This window comes from Geobacillus genomosp. 3 (genome assembly GCF_000445995.2).
Taxonomy (GTDB): domain Bacteria; phylum Bacillota; class Bacilli; order Bacillales; family Anoxybacillaceae; genus Geobacillus.
The window spans coordinates 1,473,167-1,489,744 of sequence record NC_022080.4 but is presented as its reverse complement, the minus strand read 5'-3'; the positions used below and the strand labels follow the sequence as shown (position 1 = coordinate 1,489,744).

The following is a 16,578-nucleotide window of genomic DNA, read 5'->3' as shown; positions in this document are numbered from 1 at the left end:
CGTAAGCGCGCAACATGTTTGTTGCGCGCCTGATTTTCCCATAACAAGACAATATTATGATGGATGGCCGCAAAGAAGTCAACTTCTAGCCTCGCGCGGCGGCCGCGGCCCCCAATATTGATAGTAATGCGTCTCAATAAAGCCATTAAACAACTTGCGCCGCTTGGTTGCGGGGCGCCCGTAATGCGTTTCAAAACCACGATGGGCGGTTAACATGTACACCGACCATGTGTCTAAGGCGGCGAAAGTGCGGCCGATGGCGCGGTAGAGCGCTTCGACTTCCCGCTGTTCGCCGAGCCGTTCACCGTATGGCGGGTTGCCGACAATCACTCCGTACAATTTATCTGTCCGAAACTGTTCCGCCCGCCCTGTTTGAAAAGAAAGAAGATCAGCCAACCCGGCTTCAGCCGCGTTTACCTTGGCGATTTCCACCATCTGTGGATCAAGGTCAATTCCGCAAATATCGAGCGGCTCATCATAGCGCGCCATATCTTCCACTTCTTGGCGCGCTTCATCCCACACCTCTTCCCCAATCCACGGCCATTGTTCGGAAACGAAATCGCGGTTAAACCCGGGGGCAATGTTTTGGCCAATGAGCGCCGCTTCGATGGCGATCGTCCCTGAACCGCAAAACGGATCAACAAACGGGCGATTGGGCGTCCAGTTCGTGAGCAGCACTAAGGCAGCCGCAAGCGTCTCTCTTAGCGGCGCTTCCCCTTGACGGGCGCGGTAGCCACGCTTGTGCAGCCCGGTGCCGCTCGCATCGATCGTTAAAGTAGCGATATCTTTATGGAGCGCCACTTCAATGCGGCAGAGCGGCCCTGTTTCCGGAAACCATGACAGCCGGTAGCGCTCGTTTAAACTTTCCACAACCGCCTTTTTGACGATGGCTTGGCAGTCAGAGACGCTAAACAGCGTTGACTTGACCGATTTCCCGATTACCGGAAACGCGGCATCTTTCGGCAAATAATCGGCCCATGGCAGCGCCTTCGTCTGCTCAAACAACTCCTCAAACGTCGTCGCCCGAAACTCGCCGATTTTGAGCTTCACCCGGTCAGCGGTACGCAGCCAAAGGTTGGCGCGGCAAATGGCGAGCGCATCTCCTTCAAATGTCACTTTGCCGTTCTCCACTTGGCATTCGTAGCCGAGCCGGCGCACTTCCTCGGCCACGACCGACTCGAGTCCCATCGCCGCCGTGGCGATGATTGAAAAGGACTTCATTCTGTTCCCCCTCGCAAACGGTATGTATCACTGTTGGCCGCCCATATTCCCATTATATCCCATCTAACCACGAAAAACACGCAATCGAAAAGCCCTCCTTCATGCAGGAGGGCTTTTCATGATGCCATCACCACGTTAATCATGTTCTGTAAGCCATGTTCTGTACCTTCGTACTGCCAGCGGCTTTGCGCCTCGTACTCCGGCGGTAATCATCTATCTACAGGCAGCATGTGCCGCCTGTCCTTCCCTCCGTTCATTTCCTTCAGGAAGGTGCCCCTACCATCATTTGGGTTTCTCGCTCGTGGGGTTTACCGCGTTCCACCTCTAAGGTTTCCCTTAGAGCTCCGTCACTGTGGCACTTTCAGGGTAATCGAACCGTATCCCGGCCGGGACGTAGGTTCTTTCCCCGCCGTCAGCCCAGCCGAAGCCAGACTGCCCTAGCTTATGGATTCGCTAGGCACGAACACTACGGGCATCTCAGCACCGTGCGAGCATGGACTTTCCTCTACGGCCAAAACCGGCCGCAGCGATTACCCGAACATGATTAACGTTGCAAGCATCTTACAGTATAGTTGATTTTTCGAATGAGATCAAGAGAAAAAAATTGGAATTGAACTATGCCGATTTTGTTCCGCCGGCCGTCTATTCATACAGCTTGCGACCGAACACGTGTTTTTCCAAATTGGAGAGGCGTTGCAAAATATCGTAGTTCGTCGTCCCCGCCGATGTGGCCGGCCGCTTTTGCAACTCTTCCACTTGCCGCCTCAGCCGGATATTTTCTTGACGCAGCTCGTCAATTTCTTGTTGGAACGCCTCGTAATCTTTAATGACGATGTCCAAAAATTGATCTACTTCGTCTTGGTTATACCCCCGCATGTTTACTTTAAATTCCTTTTCCAAAATGTCTTTCGGTGTCAGTTTCACCTGATTGGCCGACATAGCTTTTCACCCCAATCCGCATTCAACAATCATCTTTCCTTTATTTTTTCAGAAATTACGCCGGTTGTCAATTAACGTCTGCCCTGCCTAAATCGCGGAGCCGTACAGCATGGCAATAGGGAGGCCCCTTCCTTCTTGCGTCGAAAAACCGTTCTCCCGCCAAGGCGGGCGCAGCCGGCAGCGCTGGCCGTCCGCCGCGAAAAAACAGAGGCCGACGAAGCGGCCTCTGTTTTCGCGTCTAATATCCAGCTGGAAACGGCGGCATCGGCCCCGGACAATACAAGTGACGGTTGGCAGCCCGAGCAACGGCCGATTCCGTGTGCGGGAAGTAATGACGATGTTCATACAGTTGATGATAAACGTGCGTTGTATGCGACGGATGGATATGCGGCACAACCGTTGCCTGGAAATGATGTTTGACACAGCATTGAGGCGGGTGGACGATCGGCGCCGTCACGTATGGTGGGCAATGCATGGCATCCTTCTCCTTTCATCGTCTAGACTGTTGATTGACAATACTAGCCTATGACGAAGAGGACGAACACGTACTAGTATAGATACCCATTTTATTTCTGCTGTACGGCTGCGCCTGTTCCCCCATCCCCGCGGCGCTGCGCAGCTCGTCCGCTCCACAGCCGCATCGAGGAAAACGTGCGTAAATCACCGCGCCTAGCTCAACACGTTAATACACATAATTGAACACGACAAACGTCAAGCCGACAACAATAAAAAAGAGGTACAAAACTTTTTTGTACATGCTCCGCATTGTGTTCTTCTCCCTGCCATCATTTTCATTCATCCCGATGCCATTGTACACATTTTTTCTTTTTTCTACAAGATTCGAAGCAAAAAGGCAAGATTTTTTTGCTTTTCTGTCACATTTTGCGCTTGCCAGGGAAATGAGCCTGTCATTTCTCCACCCCTTTTTTCTTGCGCGCCAACCGCTCAAGCCTCTTGCGCCACTCCTGTTCATCTTTTTCTACACTTTGCCGGCTCGCCTTGGCGAGCGATCGCCATGCTTCATACGCCATAGCCGCATAGCGGTGCGCTTCGGCCGCATCGCGGAAATGATGCTCATACGCTTTCGCCAGCTCAAGACCTGCTTTCATCTTCCAAAAGCCGCTTCCGTGATCGAACAAGTCGCGCCAAATGGCAACCGCCTCTTCATAGCGTTTTTCTCTCCGGTGCAAAAGCGACAGTTGCCATTTCGCCTCCCGCGCTTCCTTCGCCTCTTTGCTGCCCGCCTGTTCATACACGCCCGCGGCAGCCGCCGTTTCCCCGACGGCTTCGAGCCAACGGGCGGCGGCCAGCTGTTCCCGCGGATCAGGGAGCTGCCCCGCTTCAAGCAGCTGAATGGATAAGTGGATGTAGAGCACAATGAGCGACAACACATCATGTTCGTTATGGCGCAATACCGGCATGATCCGATCCGGATGAGGCGTTTGCAAAAACGCCTGATATATCATCGGCGCCAAAAAACCGGGCACATCACCATCACGCTCAATGTGCAGAATATGCCGTTCCACCTCCGCTAGGCGAAGCGAGTCGAGTTTATCCTTCCATAAGCGGCGAGCGGCGTGATACAAGTCAAAATGACCAAACGCCGGCAGCTTCGGCACCATATCGCGGACAAGGGCATGGCGCGTTTTCAGCCGCGGCCAGTCGAACGCCTTCCCATTATAAGTGACGAGAGTCGTATAGTTGACATCCGATAGAAAGCTTTGATATAGCGCCACCTCTGCCCCCGGGTGCGGCAAAAGGTGTTGGCGGACAATGATGCGGTCGCCGAGGACGCGGGCGTGGCCGAGCAGAAACATGACGGTTCCCGCTCCGCTTGAAAGCCCCATCGTTTCGGTGTCAAAAAAGAATAAGTCGCCAATGGCAAACCCGCGGCACGAGAGCGGGTGGGAAAATGGCGCCTCCTGCCAGCGCCGATGTACATCATGCAACGCCCCGAGCCGGTAGCGGCCGTGCCCATGATCAAGCGGATACACCGTCTCCCGAATGAGGCAATAATCGCCGGCAAACCAATACGGCTCCACCCCGTATTCCCGCCAAACCTCTACAAACGGCACGTCCGTCCCCACGCGTTCGTCCGGTTCCGCTTCGTTCTGTTCATCCGCCGCCTTCCTTTTATGCCGGGCGGCAAGCAGCTCTTTCCATTGCGATAGCTTCGGTTTCATTCGCCCCCTCCTTTCCGCCCGCTCTCTTTCTGTCTTTTAGCGTGTAAACGCTCAAAGAAGCTGCCTCGTTTCCCCGCCCCATGACACCTAAGTCCAACGCTGTCTAGTTTTCTTCACAACAGCGGTGCGAAACAAGCGAGCCGTTCTATTCCGCAAGCTGTTCATCTAAAAACCGTATAAGCTCCCGCTTTATCGGCAGCCCGGCCGTTTCGGAAACGCCGATGCATGAAGGGCAGCCATCTGTGCACGGGCAGCGCGTCACCCATTCCTTTACGCGCTCAAGCATTTCTTCATGTCGTTCAAATACAGCTTCCGATAAGCCGACACCGCCCGGATAGCGGTCATAAAGAAAAATCGTCGGCCGGCCGGAGTGCGGCGCCTTCAGCTGTGGCACGACGTGAACATCCGAGCGGTCGCACATCACAAAGATAGGAACAAGATGGCTGAGCACGCTGGCGATGCCGACAAGCAACTGTTCAAACAATGCCGGGGAAAATCTTGATGGCACGGCCTTCCATTCGAACCATGCTGCTGACGTATGAAGTGTTTCTTCTGGAAGGCGGATCGGCCCTGAGCCGATGTTTTCAAACGTCGATAGTTTCAGCTTTTTAAAAATCGTCGCCATTGCCCGGACGGACACATCGCCGTAGTGCACCGCCATCAGTCCACGATCATTGCTCCGGTCGTCAGACAGCACATCAAGCTGTACAGCTAAATGGGCATCAGTGAAATATTCGACATCGACCCGGCGGACGTACGCTTTTTTTTCCTCCCAGTCAAGCTTTTCAACTTGATATTGCGTCCCTTCGTGCAGGTAAATTGCCTCTTCATGGAGCAGCGTCATGGCGCTAAAGCGATCCATTTCACCGATGACACGGTGGCGCGCTACGTTTGAAATATCGATGATCACCACGTTTTCCTGCGCCGCCGAACGCAAGCTGATGTTTTGCGCCGGAAAGGCGTCGCTCATCCAATGCCAGCGCCCGGCCCGTTCGTGAAGCACTCCTTGGTCGACCAAAAAGTCAAGCACTTCTTCCACTTCAACGCCGCCGAACGTCTCGCCGCGCCGAAACGGGAGTTCATATGCCGCACATTTCAGATGATCGACCAAAACAAGCATATTGTCAGGGTTAATGCGGGCTGTCTCCGGCGAACGGGCAAAAAAGTATTCCGGATGGGAGACGATGTATTGGTCAAGCGGGCTTGAGCTGGCCACCATAATGACGAGCGAGTCGCCATGGCGCCGTCCGGCGCGCCCGGCTTGCTGCCACGTGCTGGCGATCGTTCCCGGGTAGCCGGCGAGAATACACGCCTGCAGCTGGCCGATATCGACGCCGAGTTCGAGCGCGTTTGTGCTGACGACGCCGATAATCTCTCCGCTGCGCAACCCTTTTTCAATGGCGCGCCGCTCATTCGGCAAATAGCCGCCGCGGTAGCCGCGGATCGTCGTTCCCCCGATCCGTTCTTTCACCGCCGTCTGCAAATGGCTCAAAATGAGCTCGGCCCGGACGCGGCTGCGGGCGAACACGATCGTCGGAATGCGATTGACAAGCAGCTGCCGCGCCAGTTCAACCGCCGTTTTTGTCGCGCTTTGGCGGACGTTCATGGCCCGCTCGATGACTGGCGGGTTGTAAAATACGATATGTTTCCGCCCGCGCGGCGCCCCGTTGTTGTCAATGAGCGTCATCGGCTCGCCAGTCAGCCGGCTGGCCAGCTCCTGCGGATTGGCGATCGTCGCTGAGGTGCAAATAAACGTCGGCCGGCTGCCGTAAAAAGCGCAAATCCGCTTCAAGCGACGGATGACGTTCGCCACATGGCTGCCAAACACGCCGCGATACGTATGTAGTTCGTCGATGACGACGTAGCGCAACTGTTCAAACAGTGACATCCATTTCGTATGGTGCGGCAAAATGGCGGTATGGAGCATATCCGGATTGGTGATGACAATATGGCCGGCTTGACGGATTTTTTGCCGCAGCGCCGGTGCCGTATCGCCGTCATATGTATAGCTGTAAATCGGCGCCCCCATCGCAGCGATGATTTCGTTCAATTCACTTTTTTGATCTTGGGCGAGCGCTTTCGTCGGAAATAAATAAAGGGCACGGCTTTCCGGCGCCTCCGCGATCGCTTGCAGCACAGGCAAATTGTAACAGAGCGTTTTGCCGGATGCGGTCGGTGTCACTGCGACGACGTTCCGTCCGCTTCGCACCGTCTCGTACGCTGCCGCCTGGTGTGTGTAAAGCGAGGCGATGCCGCGCGCTTCGAGCGCTGCACGCAGCCGCACGTCGAGTCCGGCCGGAAACGGAACCGTATCGGCTTGTTTCGTCTCCATTTCGTGCCAATAGACGACGTTCGGATCTTGGCGAAGCTGTTCAATCCATTCGGAAAGCGTCTGTTTTTTCACGTTGCCAATCACCTCGGTTCTATTTTACATGCATTCTCGTGTTTTCACTAGAAAAAACATAGGCTGTCCCTTTGTCTTCCGTGCCGGTCGAGAGGGAAAAATACGACAAAGGCTCCTGCGGCTCGCATCTTGCCTCCCTTTTTTCCCCGGCGTGCTAAGCTAAAAAAACCGTCCAGCTGTTACAGCTGGACGGAATGGGCCGGCCGATGGCCGAGCCGGGCGGAAAGCTCTTTGCCGATCTGACGCATGCGCATAGCGAGCCCGGCGATGCGGTCGTCCGTCATGCGGATCGTTGGGCCGGAGACGCTGACAGCAGCAACGACGCTGCCGGTGTAATCAAAAATCGGGACCGCTACACAACGGATGCCGTATTCATTTTCTTCCAAATCGAGCGCATATCCATTTTGCCGGACGGTGTCAAGCTCACGAAAAAACGCCTCACGGTCGGTGATCGTCAAATCAGTATGCTTTGGGAGCCCTTTCCGATCAATGATCTCGGCAGCCACTGCCGGCGACAAGTAAGCCAAAATCGCCTTGCCGACCGCCGTGCAATGCATCGGCGCCCGCTTGCCCACTTTGGAATGCATCCGCAGCGTTTCCGTTCCTTCCAATTTTTCAATGTAAATGACTTCCCCTTGGTCGTAGACGACAAGATGGACGACTTCATTCGTTTCTTTTTCAAGCTGGCGCAAATACGGTTTCGCCTCTTGGCGCAAATCGATTGAATCAAGCAGTTTCGAACTAATCTCTAAAAACTTGTAGCCAAGTTTGTACCGCTCCGTTTCCGGATGTTGTTCGATATAGCCGTATTGGGCGAGCGTCGTTAAAATGCGGTACACGGAACTTTTGTTAATGTCCATTTGTTTGGCGATTTCCGTAACGCCCAACCCATCTTTTTTCGTGCTGACGATGTCAATAATTTGCAGCGCCCGGCTGACGGATTTGACCATATTTTCTCTTTCCATTATGTTCACCTCGATTTGTTCTCTCCGCTCGCTATTATACACGAACGGCCGGGCGTTTGCAGGGCCACTGTGCAACACGCGCCACAGAGACCGTTCGGTCCTCCCAACGGCGGCGTGCACAGAAACCGGCGGCGTGTCACGTCAGTCGCTAAACCAATGCCCGCCGCTCCTAAACGACGGAAAAGGACACACTACCCTTGCCGGAGGGAAACGGCCGGCGCTTTGGCGGCGACGAACGTGTTGCGGAGCGTGCCGATGCCGTCCACTTCACACTCAATCACGGTTCCCGGGCCGACCAGTTCAGCGCCAACCGGGCTCCCGGTTAAAATGACATCACCCGGCTGCAGCGTCATGACATGGGACAAATAGGAAATCATTTTGCTGATGGAAATGATCATGAGCGCCGTCGGACTGTTTTGCTTTTCCTCGCCGTTAACCCGGGCCTTCACTGACACTAGGCTTGGATCGAGCTCTGTTTCAATGACCGGTCCGAGCGGGGTAAACGTATCAAACGACTTTCCGACCGTCCAATGCCCATCGGGATGGAAAAACTGTGGCGCGGTGACATCATTGGCAACCGTATAGCCAAAAATATGCGCCCAAATGTCTTCTTCACTCACCGATTTTGCCTCTTTGCCGATGACAACGGCCAGTTCCGATTCAAATTTGACCTCGCCCACTCCGCTCGGAATCACAATATCCGCTTCTGGACCGATGACTGATGAAGATGGTTTAAAGAAAAAGACCGGAATGTCCGGCAGTTCGGGCGGAAGCTGGTCGCTTGTTGCCACATAATTGGCGCCGATGCCGATCACATGGCGCGGCACAAGCGGCGCCACAAGTGAAACGTCATCGCAGCGAAACACATTTCCCGTGTAGTCCCAAGCGTCAAACACATCGCCTTCGATTTCACGTATGACCTCCCCGCTCACCACACCGGCACGAACCGTCCCATCGGCGATAAAACGAGCGATTTTCATCAACAGTTACCCCTCTCTGACGCGATTTTTTTCTTGACTATTCACCGCATGCCGGGCTACCCCGGTTTCGATGGCGGCACGGGCGACGGCGGAAGCGACGGCCCCTACGACGCGTTGGTCGAACGGATTCGGGATGACATATTCCTCGGTTAACTCTTCCGGCTGAATGAGCCCGGCGATCGCTTCGGCAGCAGCGATTTTCATTTCCTCATTCACTTGCGTTGCCCGTACATCAAGCGCACCGCGGAAGATGCCGGGGAATGCGAGCACATTGTTCACTTGATTCGGCAAATCCGACCGCCCGGTCGCCACAATGACGGCACCGGCGGCTTTGGCCTCCTCCGGCATAATTTCCGGCACCGGATTAGCGAGGGCGAACACGATTGCCCCGCGGTTCATTGACTGAACCATCGCCGGTGTCAACGCGCCGGCGGCCGAGACACCGATAAACACATCGGCACCCTTGATTACGTCCGCGAGCGTTCCGACCGCACGCTCCCTGTTTGTTTGTTTCGCCAAATCTTCCTTTAGCGCATTCATGCCGTGCGGGCGACCTTCGTAAATAGCCCCTTTCGTGTCGCATATCACGAGATCGCCGACTCCCATCGACAACAGCAGTTTGGCGATCGCCACCCCGGCCGCACCGGCGCCGTTAATGACGATCCGGCAATCGGCGAGCCGCTTGCCAACCACTTTCAACGCGTTCGTCAGTCCAGCCGCCACAACAATGGCTGTGCCATGCTGGTCATCATGAAACACCGGAATGGTCATTTCTTGGCGCAGCCGCTCCTCAATGACAAAGCAGGCCGGCGCTGCGATATCTTCTAAATTGATGCCTCCAAACGTCGGCTCGAGCAGTTTAACGGCCTGGATAAACTCATCCGGATCTTCCGTATCGAGACAAAGCGGCACGGCGTCAATGCCGGCGAACGCTTTAAACAAAGCGGCTTTCCCTTCCATCACCGGGAGCGCTGCCCGCGCGCCGATATTGCCAAGCCCGAGCACCGCGGTGCCGTTCGAGACAACGGCGACGAAATTACCTTTGACTGTATAGCTATACATCTCCTCTTCGTTAGCGACAATCTCCTTGCATGGCTCGGCCACACCTGGCGAATAAATAAGGCTTAGGTCATTTGTATCGACGACCGGCACTTTTAATTCGACAGATAATTTTCCTTTCGCCTGCCGATGGACAAGCAACGCTTTTTCCCTTAAATGTTCCATCCTTAATCCCTAGCTACTAACCCCATTTCCTTCCCTTGTTTCGCCTCCGTGCTGCTTTGCGTTCGGCAACCGGCCAGTAGTAGTAACTAGGAGCGGCCCCCTTTCTTCCTATTTATTGAATTTTCTGATTTGTAGAAGCAGGAAGGAACAAGGGCGCTGTCGCCCTTGCTCCTTGCTGTGCGGCGCCGTTTATTGCTGAACGGCTGCGAATTTTGCCTTCGCCTCTTGACGGCGGCGGTGCAAAATCGGCTCCGTGTAGCCGTTTGGCTGCTCATAGCCGAGGAACACGAGATCGCACGCCGCTTGGAACGCCACCGAATCGTCATAATTTGGCGCTATCGGGCGGTAGTTCGGGTCGCCGGCATTTTGTTCGTCGACGACTTTCGCCATTCGCTTGAACGCCTCAAGCACTTGCTCTTTCGTGCAAATACCGTGGTGAAGCCAGTTGGCAAGAATTTGGCTCGAAATGCGAAGCGTCGCCCGGTCTTCCATCAGCCCGATGTTATGGATATCCGGCACTTTCGAGCAGCCGATCCCTTGATCAACCCAGCGGACAACATAGCCTAAAATGCTTTGGCAGTTGTTGTCAATCTCTTCTTGAATTTCTTCTGCCGTCCATTGCGGATGATCGACAACCGGAATTTGCAAAATGTCATCGCGGTAATCAGCCCGCTCGTTCGCCAATTCGCTTTGCACGGCAGCGACATTCACTTGATGGTAATGAAGCGCATGGAGCGTGGCGGCCGTCGGCGAAGGCACCCATGCCGTGTTGGCGCCCGCTTTCAGCTGCGCCCCTTTTTGTTTCAACATTTCAGCCATCAAATCCGGCATCGCCCACATCCCTTTGCCGATTTGCGCCCGGCCGCGGAATCCGGCAGCCAGCCCGACTGCCACATTCGATTTTTCGTACGCCTGCAGCCATGCCGACGATTTCATATCGTTTTTGCGCCGCATTGGCCCCGCTTCCATTGATGTATGAATCTCGTCACCCGTCCGGTCAAGGAAGCCGGTGTTGATGAAGACAATGCGGCCGCGCACTTGGTAAATACAATTTTTCAAGTTGAGCGACGTCCGCCGCTCTTCGTCCATGACGCCGATTTTGATCGTGTTCCGCTCAAGGCCAAGCATATCTTCGACCCGGTCAAACAGCTCGTTGGCAAAGGCCACTTCGGCCGAGCCGTGCATTTTCGGCTTGACGATATAAATCGAACCTTTGCGCGAGTTCAAATAGCGGGTATTGCCGATGAGCGAGTGTTTCATGATCAAACTCGTAATGACGGCATCGATGATCCCTTCATGCACTTCCTCGCCGTTGGCATCCAAAATGGCGCTGTTTGTCATCAAATGGCCGACGTTGCGTACAAACATCAGCGAGCGTCCTGGCAGCGCAAGCTTTCCGCCATCCGGCGTTTCGTATACGCGATCCGAGTTTAACGCCCGCGTCAGCAGTTTGCCGTTTTTCTCAAACGTCGCTGTCAAATCGCCTTTGATCAAGCCGAACAAGTTGCGGTAGACGAGCACTTTGTCTTCCGCGTCGACAGCGGCAACGGAATCTTCGCCGTCCATGATCGTCGTCACCGCCGCTTCCAAGATGATGTCTTTCACACCCGCTTTGTCCGTTTTGCCGACCGGATGCTCGCGGTCGATTTGAATGTCGATATGAAGGCCATTGTTTTTCAACAGCACCGATGCCGGGTTTTGCGGTTCGCCTTGGAAGCCGACAAATTTTTCCGGCTCCTTGAGCCCTGTTGTCGCCCCGCCTTCGATCGTCACGACAAGCCGCCCATCAACGACCGCGTATTGAACGGCGTCTTGATGGGAATATTCGGCAAGCGGCACCGCCTCATCCAAAAACTTCCGCCCGTAAGCGATGACTTTCGCTCCGCGCACCGGGTTGTACGACGAACCGCGTGTGGCACCGTCTTCTTCGCTGATGGCATCGGTGCCGTACAGCGCGTCATACAAGCTGCCCCAACGGGCATTGGCGGCGTTTAGCGCGTAGCGGGCGTTCGTGAGCGGCACGACCAACTGCGGCCCGGCCTGCACGGCAATTTCATCATCGACATTTTCTGTTGTAATCTCGAAGTCCTCGACTTCCGGCTCCAAATAGCCGATTTCCGTTAAAAACGCTTTATACTCGTCAAAATCGAAGCGGCCACGGCGCTGTTTATGCCACTCGTTCAATTTTTCTTGAATCTCATCGCGGCGCGCCAGCAGCTCTTTGTTGCGCGGCGTCAAATCGGCAATAAGCACGGAAAAATCGCGCCAAAACTTGTCTTGGTCAAGCCCGCTGTTTGGCAGAAGCTCCCCGTTGACAAAATCATAAAACACTTTCGCGACTTGGATCGTCCCGGTTTGAACATATTCGGCCATCGTTCCCTTTCTCCCTTCTTGTTTCTTATTACAAAACACTGTTTCTTAAATGGTCTAAAAAGATCATACCATGAAACGAAATGACTGGCAATCATTTTTGTAAAATTTTCATTTTGCTGTCGACGGTGTCCGTTTTGTCTCTACACACCGTCCCGGCGTCGGAAACAGCTTGCCGGCGTTGAGCAAGTTTTTCGGATTAAACACGTCGCGGATCGCCGTTTGCGCCAAAATTTCCTCATCGGTGAAAATGAAACGCATCTCTTCTTTTTTCTCGATGCCAACGCCATGTTCGCCGGTGATCGACCCACCAACCGCCGCGCACGCCTGCAAACATTCACTTCCGGCGGCAAGCGCCCGCTCTGTCTCCCCAGGCTTGCTCGCATCAAACAACACAAGTGGATGCAAATTGCCGTCGCCAGCATGGAAAATATTAGCAATCCGGAGCCCGTATTTGCGGCTGATGTTCGCAATGTCGTTCAACACTTCCGGCAGCCGGCTGCGCGGAATAACGCCATCTTGCACTAAATAATCCGGGGAAATCGCTCCCATGGCGCCAAAGCCGGTTTTCCGGTTCGCCCACCAGCGCCCCCGTTCTTCCTCTGACTGGGCGACTTTCACTTCGCGCACACGATGGCGGCGGCAAATGGCTAAAATATCGTCGATTTGCTCGTCAATTCCGGCGGAAATGCCGTCCACTTCAATGAGCAACAGCGCGGCGATGTCTTTCGGATGCCCGACCGGAAACGCTGCCGCTTCAACCGCTTCGATCGCCGTTTGGTCCATCATCTCGAGCGCTGCCGGCACAATCCCGGCGGAAATAATGTCGGAAACGGTTTGGCTTGCATCTTCCACCTCATCAAAATAGGCAAGCACCGTCTGTTTCGCCTCCGGATTTTTCAGCAGGCGGACCGTAATTTTCGTCACGATGCCAAGCGTCCCTTCCGACCCGGTCAACAGCCCGAGCAAATCGTAGCCCGGCGGGTCGGGAACGCCGTTTGCGCCGATTTCGATCACTTCCCCGTTCGGCAACACGACTTCCAGCCCTAAAATATGGTTCGTTGTCACCCCATATTTCAAACAATGGGCACCGCCGGCATTTTCGGCGACATTGCCGCCGATCGTGCAGCAATATTGACTTGACGGATCAGGCGCATAGTAATAGCCCCGGTGGGCGACTGAGTTCGTCAGCTTTAAGTTCACAAACCCCGGCTCGACAACGGCGCGCCGGTTTTCCAAATCGACATGCAAAAGCCGCTTCATCCGCGTTAAGCTGATCACCACTTCCCCGTTTAACGGAATCGCCCCGCCGCTTAATCCCGTGCCGGCGCCGCGAGCAAGAAACGGCAACTCGTGTTCATGGCAATATTTGACGATTGCCGCTACTTGTTCCGTGCTGTTTGGGAATACGACCGCCTTTGGCAAATGGCGATGGACGGTAAACCCGTCGCAGTCATAGGCGATTAAATCCTCTTTTCGGTATAAAATCGCCGTTTCCCCAACGATGCCGGCGAGCGCCCGAATGTGCGGGTCGTTCGTTGCAATGGCCCGTTTTCTCATATGCGCACGTCCTTCCCTTCCTCTTTTTGATACGCCCAATCCAACAGCTGCACCGTATGGACGATTTTTTGGTTTCGGCCGTGTTTCATGACGCCAAGCGCCATTTGCAACATGCAGCCCGGATTGCCCATCGAAATGAGCTCCACATCTTGCGGCACATTTTGCATTTTGCTTGCAAGCACAGCTTGCGCCATCTCCGGATGGGTGATGTTATAAATCCCGGCGCTGCCGCAGCAACGGTCGGCATTTGGCATCGCCACCATGTCGACGCCCGGAATACTCCCGATCAGCGCGCGCGGCTCTTGACGGATGCCCTGACCGTGGGCTAAATGGCACGCATCATGGTATGTGAGACGCACGTTCAACTCCGCTTTCGGCGGCTCAAAACCTGTATCATGCAGAAACTTCGACACATCTTCGACTTTGGCGGCAAACTGTTCGGCTTTTTCATGCCATTCCGGATCGTCGCGGAACAGTTCCGGATACTCCTTCAGCATACAGCCGCAGCCGGCGGCGTTGACAATGACATGGTCAACATCGGCAAACGCCTCAATGTTTTGCTTGGCGAGCTTCCGGCCCGTTTCGCGGTCGCCGGCATGCACATGAAGCGCTCCGCAACATGTTTGGTTCGGCACGATGGCGACATCGTTTCCATTTCGCGCCAAGACGCGGATCGTTGCCTCATTAATATCGCTAAACATCACATCCATCACGCAACCGGTCAACATCGCGACCGTCCGCTTCGTTTCCCCTTTCGCCTTAATAAGCGGCTGATCCTTGTACTTTTGGCGCACCGGCGTGCCGACAGCCGGCAAAATCGCCTCCATTTCGGCTAAATGATCCGGCATCACCCGCAGCAATCCCGTTTTGCGCGCCACTGCCTGCAGCCCGCTTTTTTGGTACAACCGAAGCAGACGGCCAAACCAATCAAGGCGTGACGGATGCGGGAACACCCCTTTTAAGAAAAAGTCGCTCACAAGCGCTTTCCATCCAGTGAGCGGCACCGCCTGGCGGAGCTGGCCGCGCACTTGTTCAATGAGGCCGCCGACATCGACATCGGCTGGACAGGCCGTCGTGCAAGCGCGACAGTCTAGGCACGTAAAGATCGGATCGAGCAAATCAGGCGTTAAATCGAGCTTTCCTTCACCGACCGATTTCATTAAATGGACACGGCCGCGCGGAGAGTGCTGCTCTTGGCCCGTCTGTTCATACGTCGGACACGATTCCAAACACATGCCGCAATGGACACAATCGGCCCACTTGCTCGGGTCCGGCAAGTCGCGAAACCGGTAGTTGCCAAGGCTCACCGTCGCACATGCCGGGCTGCCCGTCCGCTCACTCGTCATGGCGTTCATCGTTAAATCCCCCCAATAAAGCGCTGATCGTTTAATGTTTTGTGCGGATCAATTTTCCGCTTAATGTCTTCAAGCAAGAAAAAGTACGGCGGCTTCCCGCCCCAGACGTCAACGCGCTGGCGCAGCGAAAACGGCAAATGCTTCACGACCGCATAGCCGCCAAGACGGACAGCCGTCTGGCGCAACTCCCGAATCGCCGCTAAAACCCCCTCTTCGCTCCCGTGCACGTACGCCTGGCAAAGCCCGTGACCCACGCCGCCGTGCGCTTCGACCCGGACATGGCAACGGTCAGCGATAAGGATACTTTCCCGCAAAATCGAGACTACGTCTAAGTTGACAACGCCGATTTTCACCGCGGCCGCGACACCGTCTGCCGCCGGCTGCCGTCCGTTTGGCGGCGCCGTATAAAATGTGCGCCAAAACGCAGCGGCTTCTTCTTGGGCAACGATTGACAGCTTCGCTCCACGCGGACACAGCCGCTCGACTGCCTGCTCTTGGTAATGGACAGCATTTTCAACATCTTCAAATCCGATCGCAAGCATATACGCCGCTTCACCCGTTAACCGCTCGGCCAGCGCCGGGTTAAGCAGTTCGAAACAAACCGGCTCCATCATCGTATCAAGGAAGGAAACCGCAAATGAGCGGATATCATGAACATCGCCGGTTGGGAACGACAGCAAAACAACGCTTTCATATTTCGGCAGCGGCCGGAGCTTGAGCGTCATTTCGCTTAACACACCGAGCGTCCCCATCGCTCCAATAAACAGTTTGTTCATGTCGTAACCGGCAACGTTTTTCACGACTTTACCGCCTGAACGAATAATCGTCCCATCTGGGTACACGATGCGCATCCCGATGACCGAATCGCGCGCTGAGCCGTAGCCAAGCCGCTTCGGCCCGCTGTCATTTGCCGCGATCACCCCACCGACCGTCGCTTCCTCCGGCCAAAACGGGTCTAAGGCGACCTTTTGCCGATATGGGGCCAATGCACGCTGCAAGTCGCCAAACTTCGTTCCAGCCTTGACGGTGACCGTCATATCAGCAGCCGCATGCTCGACGATGCCGGCGTAGTGTTCCAACGACAACAAGATGTCCGCCTGTTCCCGCTGCCCGCCGAACCCCCGTTTCGTACCGCGGCCGGCGACGACGACTTTTTTGCGGCTGTCATTCGCGTAGCGGAGCAAAGCGGCGATCTCTTCTTCTGTTTGTGGATAAACGGTCACCGCGCCGCTGTTGCCGAGCGGGTGTGGGGATTCGTTCACTTTGATTTGTCCCGGGCGCAAAAGCGTGCTTAACTCATCCAGCCATGTCAACGAGAGCATTGTCGCCCCTCCTTTGTTTCGCAATAAGAAACAATGTTTCTTTTTATCGTTTTAA

12 protein-coding genes and 1 other RNA gene are annotated in these 16,578 nt (G+C 54.9%); all 13 read right to left on the bottom strand.

The window, feature by feature from the left end:
- Positions 1-78: 78 nt before the first annotated feature.
- Positions 79-1,221, bottom strand: a complete 1,143-nt coding sequence (locus M493_RS07420; protein ID WP_020959686.1) for a THUMP domain-containing class I SAM-dependent RNA methyltransferase — start codon at positions 1,219-1,221, stop codon at positions 79-81.
- Between the two features lie 144 nt (positions 1,222-1,365).
- Positions 1,366-1,763, bottom strand: an RNA gene (gene rnpB / locus M493_RS17620) — RNase P RNA component class B.
- Positions 1,764-1,863: 100 nt separating this feature from the next.
- Complete coding sequence (gene gpsB, locus M493_RS07415) at positions 1,864-2,160, bottom strand: cell division regulator GpsB (RefSeq protein WP_020959685.1); 297 nt, start codon at positions 2,158-2,160, stop codon at positions 1,864-1,866.
- Positions 2,161-2,398: 238 nt separating this feature from the next.
- Positions 2,399-2,635: a CotD family spore coat protein gene (locus M493_RS17615; protein WP_071990879.1), complete on the bottom strand. Its 237-nt coding sequence runs from the start codon at positions 2,633-2,635 to the stop codon at positions 2,399-2,401.
- Positions 2,636-3,068: 433 nt separating this feature from the next.
- Positions 3,069-4,343 carry a ribonuclease H-like domain-containing protein gene (locus M493_RS07405; protein ID WP_020959683.1) on the bottom strand — a complete coding sequence of 425 codons (1,275 nt, stop codon included), beginning with the start codon at positions 4,341-4,343 and terminating at the stop codon, positions 3,069-3,071.
- Between the two features lie 145 nt (positions 4,344-4,488).
- Positions 4,489-6,747, bottom strand: coding sequence for a DEAD/DEAH box helicase (locus M493_RS07400; RefSeq protein ID WP_020959682.1), 2,259 nt, complete (start codon positions 6,745-6,747; stop codon positions 4,489-4,491).
- Between the two features lie 179 nt (positions 6,748-6,926).
- Positions 6,927-7,712, bottom strand: a complete 786-nt coding sequence (locus M493_RS07395) for an IclR family transcriptional regulator (protein ID WP_020959681.1) — start codon at positions 7,710-7,712, stop codon at positions 6,927-6,929.
- Between the two features lie 191 nt (positions 7,713-7,903).
- The gene (locus tag M493_RS07390; protein ID WP_020959680.1) at positions 7,904-8,692 is read right to left on the bottom strand and encodes a fumarylacetoacetate hydrolase family protein; all 789 of its coding nucleotides are present in this window, start codon (positions 8,690-8,692) and stop codon (positions 7,904-7,906) included.
- Positions 8,693-8,698: 6 nt separating this feature from the next.
- On the bottom strand, positions 8,699-9,916 hold the full coding sequence (locus M493_RS07385; protein WP_020959679.1) for an NAD(P)-dependent malic enzyme: 1,218 nt from the start codon (positions 9,914-9,916) through the stop codon (positions 8,699-8,701).
- Between the two features lie 189 nt (positions 9,917-10,105).
- A complete protein-coding gene (locus M493_RS07380) occupies positions 10,106-12,289 on the bottom strand; it encodes a malate synthase G (protein ID WP_020959678.1) in 2,184 nt (727 codons plus the stop codon).
- A 108-nt stretch (positions 12,290-12,397) separates the two neighbouring features.
- Entirely contained in the window at positions 12,398-13,846 is a 1,449-nt protein-coding gene (locus tag M493_RS07375) for an FAD-linked oxidase C-terminal domain-containing protein (RefSeq protein WP_020959677.1), read from the bottom strand.
- Entirely contained in the window at positions 13,843-15,201 is a 1,359-nt protein-coding gene (locus M493_RS07370; RefSeq protein WP_020959676.1) for a (Fe-S)-binding protein, read from the bottom strand. Before M493_RS07370 ends, M493_RS07375 begins: the two co-directional genes overlap by 4 nt.
- Positions 15,202-15,203: 2 nt before the next feature.
- A complete protein-coding gene (locus M493_RS07365; RefSeq protein WP_020959675.1) occupies positions 15,204-16,523 on the bottom strand; it encodes an FAD-binding oxidoreductase in 1,320 nt (439 codons plus the stop codon).
- Positions 16,524-16,578 lie beyond the last annotated feature (55 nt).

Coding starts and splice junctions, on each gene's coding strand:
- M493_RS07420 (WP_020959686.1), bottom strand. CDS start 1,221: ATGAAGTCCTTTTCAATCATCGCCACGGCGGCGATGGGACTCGAGTCG.
- gpsB (WP_020959685.1), bottom strand. CDS start 2,160: ATGTCGGCCAATCAGGTGAAACTGACACCGAAAGACATTTTGGAAAAG.
- M493_RS17615 (WP_071990879.1), bottom strand. CDS start 2,635: ATGCATTGCCCACCATACGTGACGGCGCCGATCGTCCACCCGCCTCAA.
- M493_RS07405 (WP_020959683.1), bottom strand. CDS start 4,343: ATGAAACCGAAGCTATCGCAATGGAAAGAGCTGCTTGCCGCCCGGCAT.
- M493_RS07395 (WP_020959681.1), bottom strand. CDS start 7,712: ATGGAAAGAGAAAATATGGTCAAATCCGTCAGCCGGGCGCTGCAAATT.
- M493_RS07390 (WP_020959680.1), bottom strand. CDS start 8,692: ATGAAAATCGCTCGTTTTATCGCCGATGGGACGGTTCGTGCCGGTGTG.
- M493_RS07385 (WP_020959679.1), bottom strand. CDS start 9,916: ATGGAACATTTAAGGGAAAAAGCGTTGCTTGTCCATCGGCAGGCGAAA.
- M493_RS07380 (WP_020959678.1), bottom strand. CDS start 12,289: ATGGCCGAATATGTTCAAACCGGGACGATCCAAGTCGCGAAAGTGTTT.
- M493_RS07375 (WP_020959677.1), bottom strand. CDS start 13,846: ATGAGAAAACGGGCCATTGCAACGAACGACCCGCACATTCGGGCGCTC.
- M493_RS07370 (WP_020959676.1), bottom strand. CDS start 15,201: ATGAACGCCATGACGAGTGAGCGGACGGGCAGCCCGGCATGTGCGACG.
- M493_RS07365 (WP_020959675.1), bottom strand. CDS start 16,523: ATGCTCTCGTTGACATGGCTGGATGAGTTAAGCACGCTTTTGCGCCCG.